Annotated in this window: 15 protein-coding genes; all 15 read right to left on the bottom strand. The window is 38.8% G+C overall.

Annotated elements, in window-relative coordinates; all coding sequences use genetic code 11:
* Positions 1 to 417 carry a hypothetical protein gene (locus tag GQR46_RS00965; RefSeq protein ID WP_165729459.1) on the bottom strand — a complete coding sequence of 139 codons (417 nt, stop codon included), beginning with the start codon at positions 415 to 417 and terminating at the stop codon, positions 1 to 3.
* 17 nt (positions 418 to 434) lie between these two features.
* A complete protein-coding gene (gene tssI, locus GQR46_RS00960) occupies positions 435 to 2,456 on the bottom strand; it encodes a type VI secretion system tip protein TssI/VgrG (protein WP_165739419.1) in 2,022 nt (673 codons plus the stop codon).
* 25 nt (positions 2,457 to 2,481) lie between these two features.
* Positions 2,482 to 5,217: a type VI secretion system ATPase TssH gene (gene tssH / locus GQR46_RS00955; protein WP_165739408.1), complete on the bottom strand. Its 2,736-nt coding sequence runs from the start codon at positions 5,215 to 5,217 to the stop codon at positions 2,482 to 2,484.
* 18 nt (positions 5,218 to 5,235) lie between these two features.
* On the bottom strand, positions 5,236 to 6,219 hold the full coding sequence (tssG, locus tag GQR46_RS00950; protein ID WP_165739406.1) for a type VI secretion system baseplate subunit TssG: 984 nt from the start codon (positions 6,217 to 6,219) through the stop codon (positions 5,236 to 5,238).
* Positions 6,216 to 7,934 carry a type VI secretion system baseplate subunit TssF gene (gene tssF / locus GQR46_RS00945; RefSeq protein ID WP_165729456.1) on the bottom strand — a complete coding sequence of 573 codons (1,719 nt, stop codon included), beginning with the start codon at positions 7,932 to 7,934 and terminating at the stop codon, positions 6,216 to 6,218. Before tssF ends, tssG begins: the two co-directional genes overlap by 4 nt.
* Positions 7,935 to 7,955: 21 nt before the next feature.
* Positions 7,956 to 8,363, bottom strand: a complete 408-nt coding sequence (gene tssE, locus GQR46_RS00940; RefSeq protein WP_165729455.1) for a type VI secretion system baseplate subunit TssE — start codon at positions 8,361 to 8,363, stop codon at positions 7,956 to 7,958.
* Between the two features lie 56 nt (positions 8,364 to 8,419).
* On the bottom strand, positions 8,420 to 8,905 hold the full coding sequence (locus tag GQR46_RS00935; protein WP_007584479.1) for an Hcp family type VI secretion system effector: 486 nt from the start codon (positions 8,903 to 8,905) through the stop codon (positions 8,420 to 8,422).
* A 245-nt stretch (positions 8,906 to 9,150) separates the two neighbouring features.
* Positions 9,151 to 10,677 (bottom strand): type VI secretion system contractile sheath large subunit, encoded by a 1,527-nt coding sequence (gene tssC, locus GQR46_RS00930; RefSeq protein WP_024594497.1) that lies wholly within the window; start codon positions 10,675 to 10,677, stop codon positions 9,151 to 9,153.
* A 10-nt stretch (positions 10,678 to 10,687) separates the two neighbouring features.
* On the bottom strand, positions 10,688 to 11,209 hold the full coding sequence (gene tssB / locus GQR46_RS00925; RefSeq protein ID WP_007584482.1) for a type VI secretion system contractile sheath small subunit: 522 nt from the start codon (positions 11,207 to 11,209) through the stop codon (positions 10,688 to 10,690).
* A 76-nt stretch (positions 11,210 to 11,285) separates the two neighbouring features.
* Positions 11,286 to 12,857 (bottom strand): TssA family type VI secretion system protein, encoded by a 1,572-nt coding sequence (locus tag GQR46_RS00920; RefSeq protein ID WP_165739404.1) that lies wholly within the window; start codon positions 12,855 to 12,857, stop codon positions 11,286 to 11,288.
* Positions 12,854 to 13,846: a type VI secretion system-associated protein TagF gene (gene tagF, locus GQR46_RS00915; RefSeq protein WP_165739402.1), complete on the bottom strand. Its 993-nt coding sequence runs from the start codon at positions 13,844 to 13,846 to the stop codon at positions 12,854 to 12,856. The genes GQR46_RS00920 and tagF overlap by 4 nt, the downstream gene beginning before the upstream one ends.
* 11 nt (positions 13,847 to 13,857) lie before the next feature.
* Positions 13,858 to 17,529, bottom strand: a complete 3,672-nt coding sequence (gene tssM, locus GQR46_RS00910; protein ID WP_165739400.1) for a type VI secretion system membrane subunit TssM — start codon at positions 17,527 to 17,529, stop codon at positions 13,858 to 13,860.
* 8 nt (positions 17,530 to 17,537) lie between these two features.
* Complete coding sequence (icmH, locus tag GQR46_RS00905; RefSeq protein ID WP_007584493.1) at positions 17,538 to 18,260, bottom strand: type IVB secretion system protein IcmH/DotU; 723 nt, start codon at positions 18,258 to 18,260, stop codon at positions 17,538 to 17,540.
* Positions 18,261 to 18,275: 15 nt separating this feature from the next.
* Entirely contained in the window at positions 18,276 to 19,616 is a 1,341-nt protein-coding gene (gene tssK / locus GQR46_RS00900; protein ID WP_165729450.1) for a type VI secretion system baseplate subunit TssK, read from the bottom strand.
* On the bottom strand, positions 19,616 to 20,083 hold the full coding sequence (gene tssJ, locus GQR46_RS00895; RefSeq protein WP_165729449.1) for a type VI secretion system lipoprotein TssJ: 468 nt from the start codon (positions 20,081 to 20,083) through the stop codon (positions 19,616 to 19,618). Before tssJ ends, tssK begins: the two co-directional genes overlap by 1 nt.
* Positions 20,084 to 20,099 lie beyond the last annotated feature (16 nt).

Here is a 20,099-nt window from a genome sequence, read left to right as displayed (position 1 = left end):
TTAATTGAGCCTAATTGGCCAGCCAGCCAAAGTAAGATCTTGCTCGCTATTAGCCGTTATATCTCGCCCTTCGAGCACTATCGTCCCGTCGGCAAATACTTCTATCGTCCCTTTAGCCGTTTGAAGGCTAATACTTTGCTGAGCTTCAATAACAATATGGCCTTGGCTATTTTGAATGAATGCAGCGGGTGCTTGATCTTCATTTGCAAGTAGGCCTGTTACTATAAAGCCCTGTGCAGTATGGGTAAGCAGTACTGTGTCGCCCACTTGGCATGGTGTTATATGCGCCGCTTGTGCTACCACATTATGTTCGTCGTTATTTATTGTAACGCCTTTAACTCGGCCAAATTCATCAACTTTACTTACAGGTGCAAGTTGCTGATCGTGATTAAATATACTTTTAACTTTAGCGTTCATTAAATTACTCCTTTAACTTAGTTATTACTAATTGCACTGCCTTTAATTGCTATATTAGTGGCACTTAACGTTATATTAGTGGCATCAATTGTGAGGTTACCCGCAGCATCAATTTCTATACTTGCGCCACCTTGACTTAACTGAATTGAACCCTGCCCATTTGCTTTTATAGTGATGTTACCGCCACTATTTAGCTCTAAATCACCTTGAGGTGCTTGTAGCTCAAGGTTGCCGTCAACCGAGTAAACGCTAATGTCTTGCTGCGCTTGCATTTTAAGCTCATCAGTTGCTGTGAGCTCTAAGTTACCGTCAGCCGCTTGAATACGACTATTTGAGGCTGAGCTTAGAGTTAAATCCGCAGCCGAGGTAACTGTAATATCTCCCTCGCGGGTTTGAATTTGCAGATTGTTTTCTACTCGGGTTGTAAAATTATTAGCGACTGTAAAGTTTGCGTCGTTCTCGGCAACAAACTGAAGGTTTTCTTTCGCTGAAATTTTAACATCACCATCAACAGACTTTAACATTGCCTGGTGCGCACCATTTGTTGCATCGAGTATTAATTGGTTTTTATTGTTTTTATTGGCAAGGCTTATCTTCTCTTCGCCTTTTTTGTCATCCATTACAAAGCTGTGCCCAGCTTTAGTTACTAATTTGTTTTCAGTTGGGTTTTCGCTCGTAACAGGATTTGGAGCATTTTCATTATAAAGCGCGCCTAAAATTATAGGCCTGTCTAAATCACCATTTTCACCACAAACGAGCACTTCTGTACCTTGCGTTAGTGGAAAATGCATACCGTGCCCGCTGCCGCCGTAAGGTTGCATTAAACGTGTTGGACGGCTTTCTTGGCCTTCTCCATCTTGGTTAAATGGTAGTTTTACTACGTAATTTCCTTTGTCATCAATTTCTTGCTCAATTAATGCATTAAACGTTGCAAACACACGCCTCGCTGGGCGTAATGGAGCTTTATAAGGCTGATTAACACTAATTAAATAAGCCTGGTTTTTATACGTTAAACCCTTCACATTTGAGCCGTATTCAACCGAAGCACTTTGGCTACCTTTGTGCTCTACACGCGTCACTAAATACTGACCATCATGCTCTGGATGGTCATAAATATTTAAACGCATACCAGGGCGAAGCGCCCTGCAGTCTGTATCTATTATTATTTGCTCACGTTGGCAATCAAACGCTTGCTGTCTGATAGTTGCTAAGTCTTGGCCTTCGTTTGATTGCCCGTAATTATCACCGTAATGACTATCTTCACCAAAACCAATAACTGACGCACTGTTATTTTTTGAAACTTGCAAATTACCCGGAGCTTGGTAGTTGTAATCATCTAAGTGCGTACTTTGTGGAAATAATTGGGCCTGTCTACTTATAGCAAAAATTGACTCACTCGTTCTTACTTGCCCAGATGGCGGTACATAGCTTAGGTTTATTTCATCAAACTCTTGCGCTATACCATTAGAATCATTGCAAATATACAATGTACATTCACCACCCGTTTGCTCTACAAAGCTGTATACAAACCCGTGCTTACGCATTAAGCGTGTTACAAATTCGTAATCAGTCTCGTTGTATTGCACGGTCATATCGAGCATGGTTGAACTTGCTTGCACATTTAATTTTTGCGCGGGAAAACCTGCTTTTTCAAACACACTCGAAATAATTTTACCTGCATCCATAGCAGTAAATACACGGTTAGAATGCTGATGCTTAAGTAATGTTAAATGAGAACTCATGATCAAAGTATAGTGATACCCCTGATGACTTTGACCATGCGCTATAAAACCACTAATTAACCCTGAAATAGTACGATCTAACATTGACCACACTAGTGATAACGATACATCTTTGCCTATTAGCATTTCAGATGTTAGATGCTCAGGGCTCAATACTTGGATTTTAAATTCATAGTCTTCACATAAACGATCGTCCCTAGACTCAAAGTCAGTTACATATACCATCCCGTCAGGCATGCCCTGTATAGCAACACTAAAGTGACTTTTATTGGCCTTGAGCTCGTTAAATATGTCCATGAATCCCATTTTTACATCCTTTTATTTAAGCGTTATCTGCAAATGTCGCCGTAATTTCGTCTTGTTCGTCAACAGCCAGCGTTAAAATATCAGGCATGTCTTCTTCTGCCATAAACTCTAAAATTGATTTAGCGATACCAGGAAGTATTTGCTGCTCTATAACCGCATTTACCATACGTGCACCACTATCAGAAAGCGTACATTGAGTAGTCAGCTTTTCTAAAACACTGGCATCTACTCGTAGCTGCATTTTGTGGTTTTCGTGCAAACGTGTGGCAATGGCTTCAAGTTTCAGGCTGACGATAGACTGTAGAGCTTCAGAATCAAGCGCTAAGTAAGGTATAACTTGCATACGGGCAAGTAAAGCAGGCGCAAAAAAAGCAAGTAACTGCGGCTTAATTAAATCAGTAAGTGCACCGATTGATGGTACTTTCCAAGGCGTTCCGTCTTCATTAATAGGTGCTTGCGTTGGATTTAGCGCTTCGTTAATAGCTGCTTCTTGATCGCTTTGCTGTACCTGTTCTTCCCCGTCATCTTGAGGACTTAGGTCTATAACTGTAGGCGGTGTACATGCATCGATTAACTCTGCCGAGCCTAAATTAGATGTCATGATAATTACAGTATTTTTAAAGTCTATTTCACGCCCTTCACCGTCACGCATGGTGCCACGCTCAAATACTTGATAAAACATGTTCATTACATCTTTGTGCGCTTTTTCAACTTCATCAAGTAAAATTACTGAATATGGACGCTGCCTTACCGCTTCGGTTAATACACCTCCTTCTCCATAACCAACATACCCCGGAGGTGAACCTTTTAATTGCGATACAGTGTGCGACTCTTGGTACTCACTCATGTTTATAGTGGTTAAAAACTTATCGCCACCAAATAATTGTTTAGCTAAGCAGCGAGCGGTTTCTGTTTTACCTACACCTGAGGGGCCTGCCAATAAAAATACGCCTAGCGGACCTTCATCGTTACTTACGCCGGCTTTACTCACCCTTAGCGTTTGCGCTATTTTAGCCAATCCTGCCTGTTGCCCTATAACTTCTTGGCTAATTGTGGCTTCTAGGTTAATTAAATTACTAATCTGATCTTTTACCATTGCCCCTACAGGCACACCGGTCCACTGTGAAATAATTTGTGCAACAGCATCTGCATCTACTTCACTAAATAAGCCGTTGTCTTGTGTATTTTGCTCTTTAAGCGATTGGCGAAGTGTCAGTAATGATTCGCTATCAAGCTCTTGATCAGTTGCCTGCTTTATCTCGTTAATTTGACTCAAAGTCGAAATTTGAGATTCACGCGAGTGAGTAAGTTGCGCCAATTTATTTTGTGCAATAACCAGCTCTTCAACTAAATGGGTAAGCTTATCTTTATCAACAACTAAACCTTGGCCTAGCTCTATATTAAGGCTATTAATTCTGGTTTCTAAATAATTAATGTGCTCGCGCTCAGACTCAATAGCAGCAGGGTCTGTAGCAAACGACATACGTACTCTTGCCGCTGCGGTGTCCAATACATCAATAGCTTTGTCTGGTAATTGGCGGCCTGTTATATAGCGCGACGATAAAACAACAGCAGCTTCTATAGCATCATCCGTAATTTGAATATTATGATGCTCTTGATATTTATCTTTTAAGCCTGCAAGCATTAATTGAGCAGCTTGCTCTGTTGGCTCATCTACTTTAATAAGCTGAAAACGGCGCTCTAGTGCGGCATCACGTTCAAAATATTTTTTATACTCGCTCCATGTTGTAGCAGCAACGGTTCTTAATTCTCCGCGCGCTAATGCTGGCTTTAATAAATTTGCCGCATCACTCATGCCTGCATCACCACCAGCACCAATTAAAGTGTGTGCTTCATCAATAAACATAATTATTGGCGTTGTTGAATTTTTAACTTCATCGATTACTGTTTTTAAGCGGCGCTCAAACTCACCTTTAACGCCGGCACCTGCTTGCAATAACCCCATATCAAGCACCAATAAGCGTACGCCTTGCAGGTCACTTGGTACTTGGCCATCAATTATACGCTGGGCAAAACCTTCAACGACGGCTGTTTTACCTACACCTGGGTCACCCACTAAAATAGGGTTATTTTTTCTTCGGCGACATAACACATCAACCATCATACGGATTTCGTCATTACGACCGAGAACCGGGTCGATTTTACCCTGTTTTGCTTTTTCAGTTAAATCTTCACAGTACTCATCAAGCGCAGCTGTACCGTGCGATGAATCTGTTTGATTTGCAGACTTTGATTTAGCTACTGGGTTTAAACGCTCTGAAGATTGCTGACAAATTTTATCTAAATTTTCAGCTAAAAAACGTGAATCTATTTTATCCAGTAAAGCAGGTAGTTGAAGTACAGGGCTGTAAGGTAATAACTCTGTTAATGAATCAATAAGCGCAGCACCTGTTATAAAATCACTTTTATGCTGAACATTAGCACTTAACCATGCACGCTCTAGCCATTCGTATAAACGACGAGAAAATGTAGGCTTACTTTGATTACCGGCAGGCTGTTTATTTAAAAAGTCTAATAGCTCATGCCATACTTTGTCTTGATTAATATTAAAAAAATGAAAAATGTGCTCAAGGTCACCATTACTTCCTTCTTCCATTAACTTAATAAGTAAATGCTCAGGAAGCACTTCAAAATGACTACGACTACTCGCAAACCCAGCGGCTGATTCAAGTGCTGTTGCGGTGTGGCCATTTAATTTATCTATGAGTTGTTTTATACCTTTAGCATCCATTTTTTTATCCTTAATTCCTTAGTGTTTATACTGTTGATGACTGTAGCTATGTGTTGTTGTATTTGCAGCTGCAGCCCCTAAATATGAATTGTGTCCAAGTACTAACGGTTGCTGACCAAGTGCTTGCTCAGCAACCGCCTCATTAGCTACCTTTATTTGGCAAACCCACTCTACATTACTTGGTAGATGCGCAGATAATAGTGCCGCCATTTTTATACCTTCTTCGCTTCTTGGCGTTAAGCTCATGGCTGTATCACTATTAACTGGGCCTATATCTATTGTTAAAATACTTCCGCTAACCAATACCTGTGTACCAAGTACTGCAGAGTTACCTAAAACCATTTGGCTCTCTTCGCCTATTGCACTGGGCGTATCTATTTTTTGCCAATTAGCTCGTGTGTCGTCAACCTTTAGCGTGTCTATATTTAAACTATGTTTAAGAAGCTGCGCTAAGCCAGCAGCGCTAGTTTGCTTTAAACTGGCAATACCACACTGAATTTTTTGATCAGTTTTTCCCAGTAAAATAGATTCAACTAACCCATCAAATTGGCTCGCGCCTCTGCCTGCTATATTAATTTGCGACTTTTTCCAGGCCTGAAAAAGTTGGCAATACAACACATGATTAAATATATCTAAAAACTGACGAACGCGGTCACCGCTTTGCTCATCACTTGCTGCTTGCTCTAATACATAATGTGGCATGGGTGCATCTACACCATACAAGCCTAAAAAAGAGGTCGATAAGCTTAATCTTCCCCTGCCGTCGTTTTCTAATACACATTCGCGTACATCAGTAGCCGGAAAACCAAGCTCTTTAAAAGGTTTAAAAACAACCCTATTACTGATCCCTTGCTCTAGCTCTTGAGGCGCAGCCCAGTGTTTTTCTATTAAGCTCATCGCTTTAAATAAGTTAAACCGCCAAGGCTGCTCTATAAGTAGCTCTATTGGGGCGGGTAACTTAGACCAAACAGGATGCGCATGGCTTTTCTCAGCATAACTCATAGCTGATAGCTCTTACCTGGTTCAATATCCCAACTCCATGACTTATAACTAGGAATTGCATTAACACGCGTTTGTACGCTTTCGTTTATAGGGGCATACATTAAAAAGAATTCATGTAATACATTACAAAAATGATATAAATCGGCATCACCAACAAATTTGCTTTCATCAATATCAATAAGTACATCAACACCTTTGATAAATATTCCGCGCTTAATTTGGCTGATTGGCGTTGCTGTTATTTTTAAAATGCTTTCAATTCTTAATCTATTCTCAGCTTTATCAGACCAGTCAAACAACACAAGTAACCTTTTTAGCTCTGTAACTTGCGTAATTTGCGAAAACTTTACATTTAACAAGCTAATAAGCTGCCAATGCTTTGGCTGACTTGGACATGCTAAATAATTAGTTGGGCGTATAACATTTTTTACCTCAACGATACTCGGCATGTCTTTTCCGCCTTCGCTCAAGTCTCCCTCTTGCAAAAGCTGACGAGGCCAACCAGCATTAAAAGAGGTTAAATCAACTGATAGAGTTTCTTTTTCATCTTCTAAATTAAAAGGGAGTTGTAAATAATGAGTTGGGGCTGCTGCACCTACATCTTTAGTGAGCACAGTAAATAGCTTTTTCTCGTCTTCAAATACGCTTTGATAACGAGGCGTATAATCATACGATTGCCCCGTTACAGAATTTCGACCAGCAACTGCATCAACCGTGTAGCTAAAAACGTGGTCAAAACGAGTCTGATCTGCACTTATCATATAATCAGTACGGTTAGGCTCTATTTTAATGGGCTCTGCGGCTTGGCTAAATAAATTAACTGCTGGCACACAATTGATTAAAATATTTTCTTTACTTAACTGATGGCCCGGCGGTAGTTTATTATCCCCTCTAAATACCACTTCAAAACGGTCAATATGCTCAGGAAACTCTTCGTCTTTTAAACCATCAAATGTTAAAAAGTAAAACCGATCTTTTGCATTAAAATAATCAAGTAATAGTGCATATCCGGGATGGCTTTTAGCTGCACTAGGCAGTAAAGCGCCATCTATATCTAAATAAGTCGCACTGCAGCCTTTTGCTTTTAACTTTTTATTGAACTCAAAATGGTTAGAACCAAAATCAAGTTCAGCTTGCTTATTAGGTGTTTTTAACAACTGAAATAAAGCACTGCATAATGGTGTATCGCCACGTAAATAAAAATTTAGCTTAGATAAATCAAAATTGCTGCGTTCACCTTGGCATACAAACTTAAACCCTATTCGTAGCTCTGCACCCAAGTGCGACTCTTGGTATCTAACATGTTCAACATCCAATGGGACAACATCTAAACCGTGGGTTGTACTGAAAATTATTTTTTTATTATCGGTCTTTGCTTTAGGAGGGTTGAGCTGTAAACCTTTTGAAATAGAATGTGTTTTTTGCATAGCCAATTTAGGCTTAAATTGCACCACAGTACTAGAAGGATAATAACTTAACAGTATTGGACACAGTTGACGCAGCACCTGCTCTGAAACCTCAGGGACTGATTCATCTAGACGCTTTTGAGTATGGGCAGTTAAGTACGCCACGCCTTCTAATAAGCGCTCAATATGAGGGTCTCTATCTTTTAATGCATCAATGTTAAGCATTCCTGCATGCTCAGGATAAAACTGAGCAAACTGCTTACCAGCTTGGGTTAACAAGCGCATTTGTGCATCAAAATATTGCTGCATTCATCAATCCTTTAAATAATATTAATTATTGTTTTTTGCATGTTGCATAACGTCTGCTTTACCGCCAGATTCAAATCGAGTGTTTAGCTTGATACTTTGTCCGCTCGTTAAAAATGCTTGAATATCTAGCCTTATTACACAATTATCTTCTTTAATTTCAACAGGTGTTACATTTGCATATCGTACGCGTGGTTCGTACTTTTCTATCAATTTTTTAACCTCAAACGCTAACGTGTGTTGTGAATATGGTAACCCCTCGTAAATATCCTCTACATCGGGCAAACCATAGTCAGACAAGTGCTTTAACACGCCTCTTCTTGCATTTAAAAGCTCATTTAAATGCTTGCACACACTAACCTGCTCATCAGTTTGAAAACCATGATGGCCATTGCGTGTAACTGGTTGAGTTAAAAAATCGAATAACGCCATATCTACATCTCAATAAAAGGATATGCTTGCGCATATCCTTCAAAATTACTGACTAATTAACGACCTTCAGTCCAAGAGTCAGAGAACTCGATGTTGCCATCTAAGTAAGTCCAAGTAATGCGTTTGTAACGTAGACAAACTGTTTCAAGGTGCGGGTAACGCTCCTTGTCTAAGTCTTTAACGTTATGCATTGTTGGTGAGATCGAAGTGATTTTTACATCTTCCAACTTGTGGCAGAAATATTCACGCTCAGTCCCTGTGTCATCAATACGGTACCATTTAAGCTCTAATTGCTTAAGTGTTTGACCGTTTGAACACGCTTTGTACAAGTACGGCGTAGCCGCATCAACAGCTTTTGTAATTACAAAAGGTTCATGCTTACGAGTACCTGTAAGTTCACCTGTATCGTTATCCGTAGGAATACGAAGTTCATGATCAAAGTGTAGGATCTCAATTGAACCTTCACGCTCTGCAACAGTTACAGAACCTTTGATGTCATTACCTTGGTCATCCTTTAACCACATGTACGCTGGAATTGCCATTTCATTATTCTCCTTTTAGAATGAAGTGTTTCCTGTTAGTTGGCATTGGCATAAATAGTAATATTTATGCCCCCCAAAAAGCCCTCTGCTTCATGCCACTGGGGAATATATCCCAAGTTGGATGCAACCAACTTGGGGCAATTTTTTAGACTATAAGTCTTAATCCTTTATGTACACCTGCCAACTACTCACCAAATAGACGCATTTGATAGTACTTAAATCCGTTTCATTGGCGGCGTAGCAGTTCATTTTTCGCCAGGCATTTGCCCTACTAGCGCTAAACGAACATCAATCCCTTCAACTTGGAAATGAGGTACAATGTACGTACTTACTCTGTAATAACCAGGGTTACCTGGAATCTCTGCCACAGTTACTTTTGCATCTTTTAGTGGATGCGTAGCAATAAGAGATTCATCTGGATTGTTCATTTTAGTTACTAATGCGCCAAGCCAATCATTAAGCTGCTGCTCTAATTCATGACGAGGTTTGCTTGAACCAATATTTTCACGTTGTAAAACCTTTAAGTAATGCGCAATACGCGATACTAAGAAAATATATGGTAAGCGTGAGTTAATTCTTGCATTAGCTGTTGCTTCATTTGTTTCAAAAACCTGCGGCTTTTGGGCACTGTTAGCTGAAAAGAAACATGCAAAATCTGAATTTTTATAATAACTAAGCGGTATAAAACCTTGATTAGCAAATTCAAGTTCTTTAGTTTCAGAAATCAGTACTTCAGTCGGTATTTTAGTTTCTACACCTTTACCAGCTTCAAATGAATGCAGCGGAAGATTATCAACTTTACCACCTGATTGCGGCCCACGAATATTTACAGCCCAACCATTATCATGGAAACTACGGATGATATTTGCAGCAAATGCAAATGTTGCATTACCCCACAAATAACGTTCATGATGCTGCGCACTTACATCTTCTTGGTAATTAAAGTTACGAAGAGGATTTGTCTCACCGTAAGGCAGACGTAGTAAAAAGCGTGGGAATGCTAAACCAATGTAACGAGAGTCTTCTGATTCACGGAAGTTTTTCCAACGAAGGAACTCAGCGCGTTCCATGTAAGAACCCAAATCTTGGATTTTAGACACTTCTTCCAATGAGTCTTTAAGAAAAAACTTAGGACCAACACTGCCCATAAACGGACAATGCGCAGCTGCAGATACACGAGATATTTCTTGCAGTAACGATACATCGGGTGCCGAACAATCAAATTCAAAGTTCGAAACCATTGTAGATACTGGCTCACCACCTGGCGTATCGTAATCTGAAGTATATACATGCTTGTATAGTGCAGATTGCGTTGTATCAGGCGCCTCTTCAAAATCGTCTCTTAGAGTTTCTTTATCTACATCAAGCATTTCTATTTTAATATTAGCGTTGTTAGGCGTACGGCTAATTAAGTAGCGTAACGAGCGCCATGCTGATTCCATTTTTTGAAAATTTGGATGATGTAAAATTTGGTCTAACTGCTGAGAAATAATAATGTCTACTTTTGCGATGTAATCGTCTAAAAGTAATTTATCAATTCGCGTTACTTCTTGGCCACTACTGCTAGCCATATCTAAAAATACATTTATAGCTGCTGTTAAGCGCTCATTTGCACGAGTTTCAGCTAGGTTGCTTGCATCTCTAAATGAATCAAGTTTGATTTCATCTGAAACTGGAGAAATATCAACCATTCCACATATATTTTCATAAGTAGATAAAGGAGCTTGCTCCGTGGTATGCGCGGCAACATTTAATTGTTCTTGCATTGACATGGTAATCTCCTTATTCAGTTATTGGTTGTTTTTCATCTTCAGAAGCCAGCGGCGCAATTTCATCCAGTTTAGCTTTTAACTCATCTAGCTCTGGCTGATTTTGTAAAACACGCTCTAACTCTTTACGAAGTGATGAGTTATCTAATAAATTAGATTTAAGGTCGCGAAGTAAATTACGCATAGCCATCATTTTATTAAGCTCTGGCACTTGAGAAGCAACTGATTCTGGGTCAAACGATTTAAAAGAATCAAACTCAAGGTTTACGTTAATTTCGCCGTCACCTTTAATTTTGTTCGCTACCTGAAAGTTCGCTTTAGGCGCCATATCTTTAAGCACTTGCTCAATATTATTTTTATTAATTGTTACGCGCTCACGCTCAGATAGTTCTTGGCTATTTTGACCATTTGAGTAGTCACCAATTACTAGCATCTTTAATGGCAATTCACTTTTTTGTGAAGCGCCATCTGTATCAAGCTCTAACGAAATATTGATCCGAGCTCTGGGGATCTCTTTTTGAAATGTATCACTCATGTTTTTTCCTTTGCAGTTTGGTTATCTACCGACTCAATTCCAATTAAACCTCGACATATTAGTCAAGCCCTTGTAACTAAACCCACGCTAATGCTTGTGCAGGGTTAGTTACCATCATTTGCTGACTAATATGTTTAGCAGCTAAACTCATTTCATCTTCTGGCGTATGTGACAAACTTGCATAACACTGCTTGGAAAATCGCCATACTTCCATGCAAAAACATTGTTGCCATTGCGCTAAGTCATGCGCTTTTATTTGTTTTAGTAACACGTTTAATAATGCTAAAGCATGTTCGTAATGCTCAGCTTTTATTAATAATTTTGCCTTTAATAATTGCGCTTGAGCTTTATCAAAATCGTTTAAAATATTTATTTGATCGACTTTAATTAATGCCGTCGATAACTGCCCTTTTTCGACGTCTTGTATTAACTCGCTATACTGCTCATCAAACGCACTACTTTGAGAGCTAACAGACTCTGTTTTTGCAGAATGTGATAACTCTTTTAAAAACTCTTTATTTACAGATGAACACAACGGACTTCCATCGTCATACTGTAGGGAAACTAAAGCAGGAAACTGCTCATTTAAATTAACTAATTGTTGCTCAAGCCAATGAACAAGCGGCAATTTATTTAATTTTTTTAATGCATTTAAACTAAGCACTTGGAGATTTAAATTAAATTGCATAGCCCCTTCCATAAACAACCCTTCGGCTAAATTTAAAGCTTGTTCAGGTTGCTCACTTGCCAATGCATTTTCAATTGGAGCAAATGCTGCAGCTCTAGGAGCGGGTAAACGCGTTTTTCCATTTTCGTTAGCCGGTAATGCCAATCTTGTCCAACGTGCAGCTCGCGATAACTTTATTACTCGTTCAATGTTATTTTGTTCTTTATCAAAGTTAAGTAGCTGCCTAACCGCACTTAAATACGCTGTATCTGAGGCAATATCAGCATTACCAATACTAACCTGGCTAGCAACTGCGGCTGGTGCCGAATTATTAGTTTCTGATTTTGGAGCCGTTACAGCTGAATTCTCAGCTAATTTTTGCTCTGTGCTAATCGCTTTTTCTTCTTGCTCTGGTTCAGCTACAGGCACTGGGTTTCGTTTTTCTTGTTCTTTAGCCCACTCATTCAAAGTCGATAGAGGGCCAGATTCGTTGTCTAATAACGCAACACACTGCTCATTGTATTGAGTCAAGGCAGCTATAAGTTCAGGCCATTGTTCAGCGTTTGTATCATGCCCTTGGGCAACACCCTTTAAACGTTCTTGCTGTTGTAAAAACCATGTATTAACTGCAGCGCGCATTCTGGCTTTTAGTGGGTGTACCTCATCCGTATAAGTAGTCAACAAACGATTAAATAACAATAACGTATGCGTTAAACCTGTAACCCCAAACTCACTTGTTGCAGCTAGTGCTAAATAACTTACTATGCGTAAATCTTTACTTTGAGTGTTGAGTAAATCGGATGCTTGTATAAACATCACTTTAAAGTCAACTTCCCCCACCCCTGATGAAGATGCTTTTAATGCTTTAAATGTTTCTTCATATTTTAAATCTTCTCCACACTTGTTCCCCGGCAGAGGAGCACTTAATGCTTCAAGCCATTCAATCCAGGTGGTATGTGTATGCGGCGCTTTATTACTCATGATTTACACCAACGACGAAGTGCATCGTAAACACTCACGTTATCCATATCAGCAAAATTAAGTGTTTGTGAAGACGGCTGTTTTTCTACTTTTAAATTACATAGATCAACAATATCGTTTGTTTTTTTATCGTATTCCCACACACTATTAAAGTATGACGCTGGAATAGGCCTACAAAAAATAGTTAAACTAGGCGCTTGATTCTCATCACCTAACTGATAAAAAAACCAAGGCTGCCAATTATGATCTGCCACCATAGATGCAACTAAGTGCAACCAAAACCCGGCAACTAAGGCACTTTCATGACTAAAGCGAGGCATAGGTAGGCGAATACCAAACTGACTTCTTAAACACCCTCTATTAGCGATAGATTTAAGCACAGCTGATAGCTCTTCAATTAAAATTGCTCTTTTAGCAATATCGTTCAAGCCTAAATGCTGCCAAAAAACGCTCATCGGAATAGTTCTAAGTTTATCAAGCTCTAGAGTTAAATTTGGTTGCTGTTTAAGTGCATCAGCTACACGGTTATAATCTTGTGCTTTTTGCTCCATTTCATTAATACTGGCAGCTTGTTTAATATTTTCATTTACACCTAAAAGGTGCTCTATTACTTGGCTTGCAAATAAAAATAAAAAAGCCGGGTGACGCTTATATGTATCAAGCCCACTATGCACAAAAGAGCTAAATGGGTAAAAACGCCCACTGCTATCTTTACTTGGCTGTAAAACCCCAAGTAAGCCACCATCATCAGCATTACCCGATATAAAAAACAACGACTTAGTTCCATTCAAATGGCTTGTATCTGTCGTTTTTCTGCCTCGGTTTAAATGCGCAAAACCTTCTTGTAACCAATGATCAAATGCAACCGATTCTCTTGATGAAATATTAAGCTTTACAAAGTCAGGTCTTACCGGCGTTTTACCCATAAAACCAAAACTATGTTGCTTAACAAGTGTCGGTATTTTCTTTTTAGTAAATAAATTAAACATTGCTAGGCGGCCTATTGCATCGTTCGCGATTGCGATTGAGCCAAACTAGGGCTTTGCGAAAACAAAGAGCTTGGTAATGCAAACGACGTAAGCATGTATTTTGAAAATATACCGCTGTTGCGTCCTGATTTAAGAGAAAACTGGACTGTTAACACCTCATCAGATTTATCTTTTAATTCCCATGTTGCTAAAAATTCTGTGCCTTTAATCCACTTAACACTGGCTGAGTTAAGCACTTTTAGTAGTGCCCAAGGTCCGTCTTGCTCAATAGAAATACGACGCCCTTTATTATCTAAACCATACAGAACCGCTTTTTCTGCAGCCCCTCGACCAGGCCACGAAAAATTACGCCATTCTTCAGGCTCATTGCGATAGCGATAACCTTGCTCACTAAAGCCTAAGTATGTTTCACGAATACCTCGGTGTGGAACAGGCATCATCTGAAAAGTAAAACCAGCACTGTCGGCACCACTAGAAAACAACGAACGAGTTACTTTATTTGCTTTTGTTAAACCATCAAGTAATTGCGCGCTAAAACCAATACCTACACCATTCCATTGTTTTTCTTCCCACACACCGCGGCGTACTTTCATAAATGGTTTGAGCTGGGTGTTAATAAAGCTCCATAAAATTCCTGATTCAGAATTTAAAAATTCAGAAACATCTGCTATCGCAGCATCAGGGCCAGTTAAGTTAAATGGGTATTTACCAGCTAAACTACTGTTGTACATAGTATAAACTTGGTTTTCCCATTCTTGATTAAGCTGAGTACGTGCTTTTGCCATGACAGTCGCTATACCACCGTGAAGCGGGGCTTTAAATAACTTATCTAGCGTTTCTTTGGTTTGAGGGTCTAGTGCTCGAGTTTGGCTCTCAATAATAATCCACGAAGACTGTAATGCATTACTTTGGCTATTACCTGAAAGTAAGTCCTGCGCAAATATCATTGCTTGAGCATCATCTTCATTACTCGCTGCCATTGCTTTAATGTCTGAATGGATGCTACTTAATGAACTGATGTATTGTCTTAAGTAATCAGAAGAGTTTTTATCTTCATTTGGCTGTGCAAAACGTCTTAAATCAGCAAACCGACTTTCAAGCTCTGGCGCTCTAACCGTACTCATTTGAGTAATTGTTGGCGTGTTTAAAGCTAATTTATTTGCAACATCTGCAGCCGTCTTACCTATTGAAGCTTGGCTTTTCAAAGGCGCGTCAGCAAGCGTAATATTGTCGTTAATCAGTTTCATTAAATCGTTAAAAGGGCCGTCCATCGATGAAAGGCGTGCAAAGTCGATACTTGCATCGTTTAGATCTCTAAATGCAGGTACTTTTATGCTATCTATAAAAGCAAACCAAGTATTGCCGTAGTCTTTAAAGTAATATGCACGCATAGCCTTTGCCAAGGTTTCAGCTTGTGCTTCGTCAACAACATTTTGACCATTTTCATCGCTTGAACCCATAACCCAGTCACCTGAGAATACCAAACGTGAAATACGTTTAATCTCTGGGAATACATATTCCTGCCAACCTAAGTTTGTATAAACATACGGGATTTTATACTTACTTTTAAATACATCACGATTTTTAGAAATCATAAAATCGTTTAATAACAATGGCTTTTTACGTTCAGCAAAACTTGTAATTACTTGTTGATATAACGGGAAAGCCTCTGGCTGGGTATTTAAGTTATCGCGCGCGAGTGCTATTGATGTTTCGTTAGTTTGCCAAAATGCAATTTTACCTGGTTGCTCTATATCGCTACCCATATTTTGTAGGTACATATCAACTAAGCTACTTAGTTGTGTATAAATTGGCGCTTGCTCTTGTGCATTTATGTCTATATGAAAATGCTCAGCAATAAAATTAAGCAATTGCTCTTTAGCAAACTCCGTTGAAATATGCTCAGGGTTCGTACTCATCATTAAATGCATTTTTAGTGCATCATAATACTGCTGACGAATAGTTGCTTTTGCTTCATCTTCATTGTCAAACCACTGAGTTTCGTACTGCTTTATTTGTGCAAGTAGATGTTCTTCACCTGGGTAAGTAATAAGTTGATTCATTTGATTAAATAGTACATTTGCAACACTATTTAAGGTTTCATCACCTTCATAAATACCAAATATAAAATACCACGGAAGTGAATCTTCGTAAGTTTTAAGCTGACCATAGTGCTCAAATAAAGCTAGCGTAGCCGCAAGCTTTTGCTCATCTTTAGCCTTACTTACATTAGCTTCAACAACAGCTTTTACGCGTGACTCACCTTGATTAAGTAATAGTTGATTACTCGTGTATGACGTAATAAGAAGTGCTGTAATTGCGGCAATAGATGCCAAGCCCGAAGTAACGGTTAAACCTTTTAACCAGCGTCCTACTAACCGTTTTTTTCTGTTTCCTCGCGTTAAATCCTGCAGCTTAAAAATAACATCATTAAATACGCGGTTAATAAAATAACTTTGAGTAATACTTTCTTGTTTTTGGTCAACTACAACCGCACCAAATTGATCTCGTACACCATTAGTAATGCGTTCAATAGGCGTTCCTTCTTGCGTACCCGATGTAAAATAAACACCAGCAAACCAAGGAACTTCTTGATACGGATTAGACTTAAACAGCAAGTTAACAAACTCAGTTAACTTAGTTGAAGCCGATTGAAATTGGTTAGGAAAATCTAGTATTAGTTGCTTACGATGCTCATTGCGCTCGCGTGCAACTTTACTTAATCGTTGCTCGCACAGTCGCTCATATAGCTCCTGCATACGAACTTCAAACATTTCCGCAGGATCATTTTTTTGATCTTCACTAATATCGAGTAAGTAAGCACCAAATACTTGCTCACGCTCTTTTTCAGATAAGTCGCTAAAAAAAGGTTCAAAACCACTTATTAAGTCAGTTTTAGTAAAAGTAATATATACAGGAAAGATAACGCCAAGTTGAGTAATTAGCTCCTCTATACGCTCACGTACTAATTTTACATGTTGACGAATTTCTTCACTGTCGGAAGTTAATACATCTGCAACGCTAATAGCCACCATTACGCCATTTATAGGCAGCTTTGGCCTGTATTTTTTAAGGAGCGCTAAAAATGACAACCACTCTTTGTTTTCTGACTGCTCAGTTGTGTAACGCCCTGCTGTGTCAATTAAAATAGCTTGATCTGAAAACCACCAGTCACAATTGCGCGTTCCACCAAAACCTTGGATATGCAATTCACTCGAATTAGAGTAAGGAAAATGTAAGCCCGAATTTGCAAATAAAGTACTTTTCCCTGTAGCCGAAGGGCCAATAATCATATACCAAGGCAAAGCGTATAAAGCGGTATTACCACGATAACCCGCACCTAAATGAGATGCTTTTAAAGACCCCAATGCTTCTTGCATTTTTTCTTTAATTTCGCTTAATTCAGCACTCGAACCGGCATTATGACTTGCTAATTCAGAAGCTAACTTATCGCCTGAGCGCTTAGTCCATAACCAACGAATAAAAATAAATAAAACAAAAACAGCGGTTACAGCACCCATCGCAATTAATTTTTTATCGGTAGTATCTAAACCCACCATGCGACCGGCAAACCACACAATACTCAAAACGGCTATAAAGCCAATAAGTTGACCCGTTGCACGCGATGATACCAAGCCCAATAAAAAATGAACTAAACCGCTTTTATTAACTCTTCCCTGCATTGTGTTACCTATCGTGTTTCGTTGGTTTTATTGAGCTGAGTCAGCACTTCAATTTGGTTGTCTATTACCTGAGTACTCTGCGTTGCTTGCTTATTAATTACATAATGAAATCCAGCAAATAATGAGGCAATAGAACCCAAGCAAATAGCCAAAATCACCCAATAAGGAATATTACGCCCCACCTTCATAGCAAACCCTTCTGCAGGTATACCGTTATCAGATAATTGAGAACTCGGTGTTCCTTTTATATCTTCAATTTGAGCTCTAACATCAACAATTAACGCTTTTAATTGCTCAATGCCTTTAACTTTGTAAATGCCTTCAAAGCCAAGCTGCAGACAAATATAATAAACCTCTAATGCAGCTAGCTTTTGCTCTCCGCCGGTACGCAACTTACCTAAACGTTCAAAAAATTCTTCACCAGCTCGGTTGTTACCAAAAAATTCAAGCTGTAGCGGTCGAGACATCCAATCCATTCTAAAATGAGCACCTGAACTCATAACAAATTCATCACACATAGCCGTAAGAGCAAACTTAACTTCTTGCATTAAACTTGTTGTTACCTGTTGCGAGTAACAATTACGCTCATAGTCATCAAAACTAGTTAGTAAATTTTCTCTAAACTCTTCAAGCTCTAAGTTAGTAGATTGCTTTAGTTTTAATGGTGTTAGCGCATTAATTACAGGCGAAATACACGCGACTAAATCTTGTTCTTTTTGTGCTTCTTGCATAATTTCAACTCAACGTTAATTACGTGCTACGGTAACAATTTCAATTTGTGCACTTTGCAATCCAAATGGTACAAATAGGCTTAATGATTGCTCTTCAATAATTTGCTGCCAAATGAAACCATGCGACTCAAGCCTGAAGTATTCATACCCACTTTTTATGGCCAGCTTATTCGGAGGTCGCTGACAATGCGTTAGTTGTACACCCGCTAAAGCAGATGAAATCATGATATCGAGCTTTTCGCTTGCTCCAACTTTTACTTGGTCACTAAATGTTTCAATCCATTTTGTGTCTTCAGATTCAAAATACACAGCTAAATAAAAGTCGTTATTTGTAAAAGTGGCAGAATCAATAGTGGCAACTTGATAAATAGCGTTAGAGGTTTTTTCAAGTTTCAAGCCCACCATTTTCTTAGGAACAACCCCTTCAAGTAAACGAGTTAATAGGCCATCAAGCTGACCGAATACATTACTTAAATTTTTATGCTGGTATGGTGGTACTTGGTTAACTAAATCGCTGTGCTCAAACATTGAAACTGAACTAATTAAATCAACAAGCTCACAATACAAACGTTCCGGATGAACCAATGACAAGTTTTTAAGATGATCTAAACGCTTGGCTGATGGAGCCATTGCATTAAGTAACAAAAATGTATTCATTTCATTTGGCCCAAAGTCAGTAACTGAGCCATAATTTTTACGTCTACTAAGCAGCACGTTAACTTTTGCATTAACTAAATTAGCAGTTCTGTTTAATAATTCAGTCAAATAAGCAGACGCACTAATATTTAATAAAGGAGGCACAAACTGTTTATTTAAAACAAATGATCCATCTTCCGAGCGACTTATTTTCAAACAGGCAATGGTGTCAAAATAAGTTTTTACATCTGAGTCAGACAGTAATATAAATTTAGGTTTTGCAACTAATACCTCACGACTACGCGACGCATCATGATTATCTTCTAAATCAATATAATCCGCTTCATATGCGCTCAATTGCCCACTCGCCGCATAACCTTCAATATTGCTAACTGTTTTATTTGCAGCAATAGCAATATAAATAACACTCTCTTGGTGGTTATTATCAAGCTCTAGTTTTAAATCATCTTGATGTTGACGATCGAAATCAAGCAAACGGCCATTTTCTAAAAGTAGCTTAAAACTGGTCACTTTTAATATGCCGCGAGCAAGTGCTGATTCATCAATAGCAAAATGCTGTAAACCAAATGCCAACGGTGATATTAGCGCTTGACGTACAACCTGATTTTGATCGTGATAATCGTCAAATAGTTGAAAATGTTGCTGGGCAAGCAAAACACCTTCAGCCCAAACGGGCTTTGCGGGAGCTTTTAAATTCATTACTCAGCCTTATCCACGCCAGGTAACTGAACTTCGTTATTGGTAACCAAAACATCTAATGATGTAGATAACTTAACAGGGCCATCTGCAAGCGGGTAATACGCTTTCCAGTTGTCTCCACTGCGGTCTCTAAATAAAGCCACAATAGCAACAAATCTTGCATTTTCAGCCTGTTCAAACTTAATTTTAGATTGTTCAGAAGGGTGAATTGTTCGCTCTTCTAATGTAATTAAACTATTAGCTAAAACTGACTTATCTGACTTCCATAATTCTTCAAACGTAGCTGTTTTAAAGGTTTGTATATCCGACAATTGATATACCTTTAAAACGACTGGTAACGCTTCATCAAATTGGTTTAAATTTAAGTTATCTGTTGCCTTAACATCTAAACTTACGTTAGTACTCATACAACCAGTTAACATTATAGAAAGTGATAAACCTATAATCGCATTTAAAATAAAGCGCATTTTTTACCTCAATAAA

The sequence above is a fragment of the Pseudoalteromonas sp. Z1A6 genome, assembly GCF_011378745.1.
In the GTDB taxonomy this organism is placed as follows: Bacteria; Pseudomonadota; Gammaproteobacteria; order Enterobacterales; family Alteromonadaceae; genus Pseudoalteromonas; species Pseudoalteromonas arctica.
This window is presented reverse-complemented; position numbering and strand designations above follow the sequence as displayed.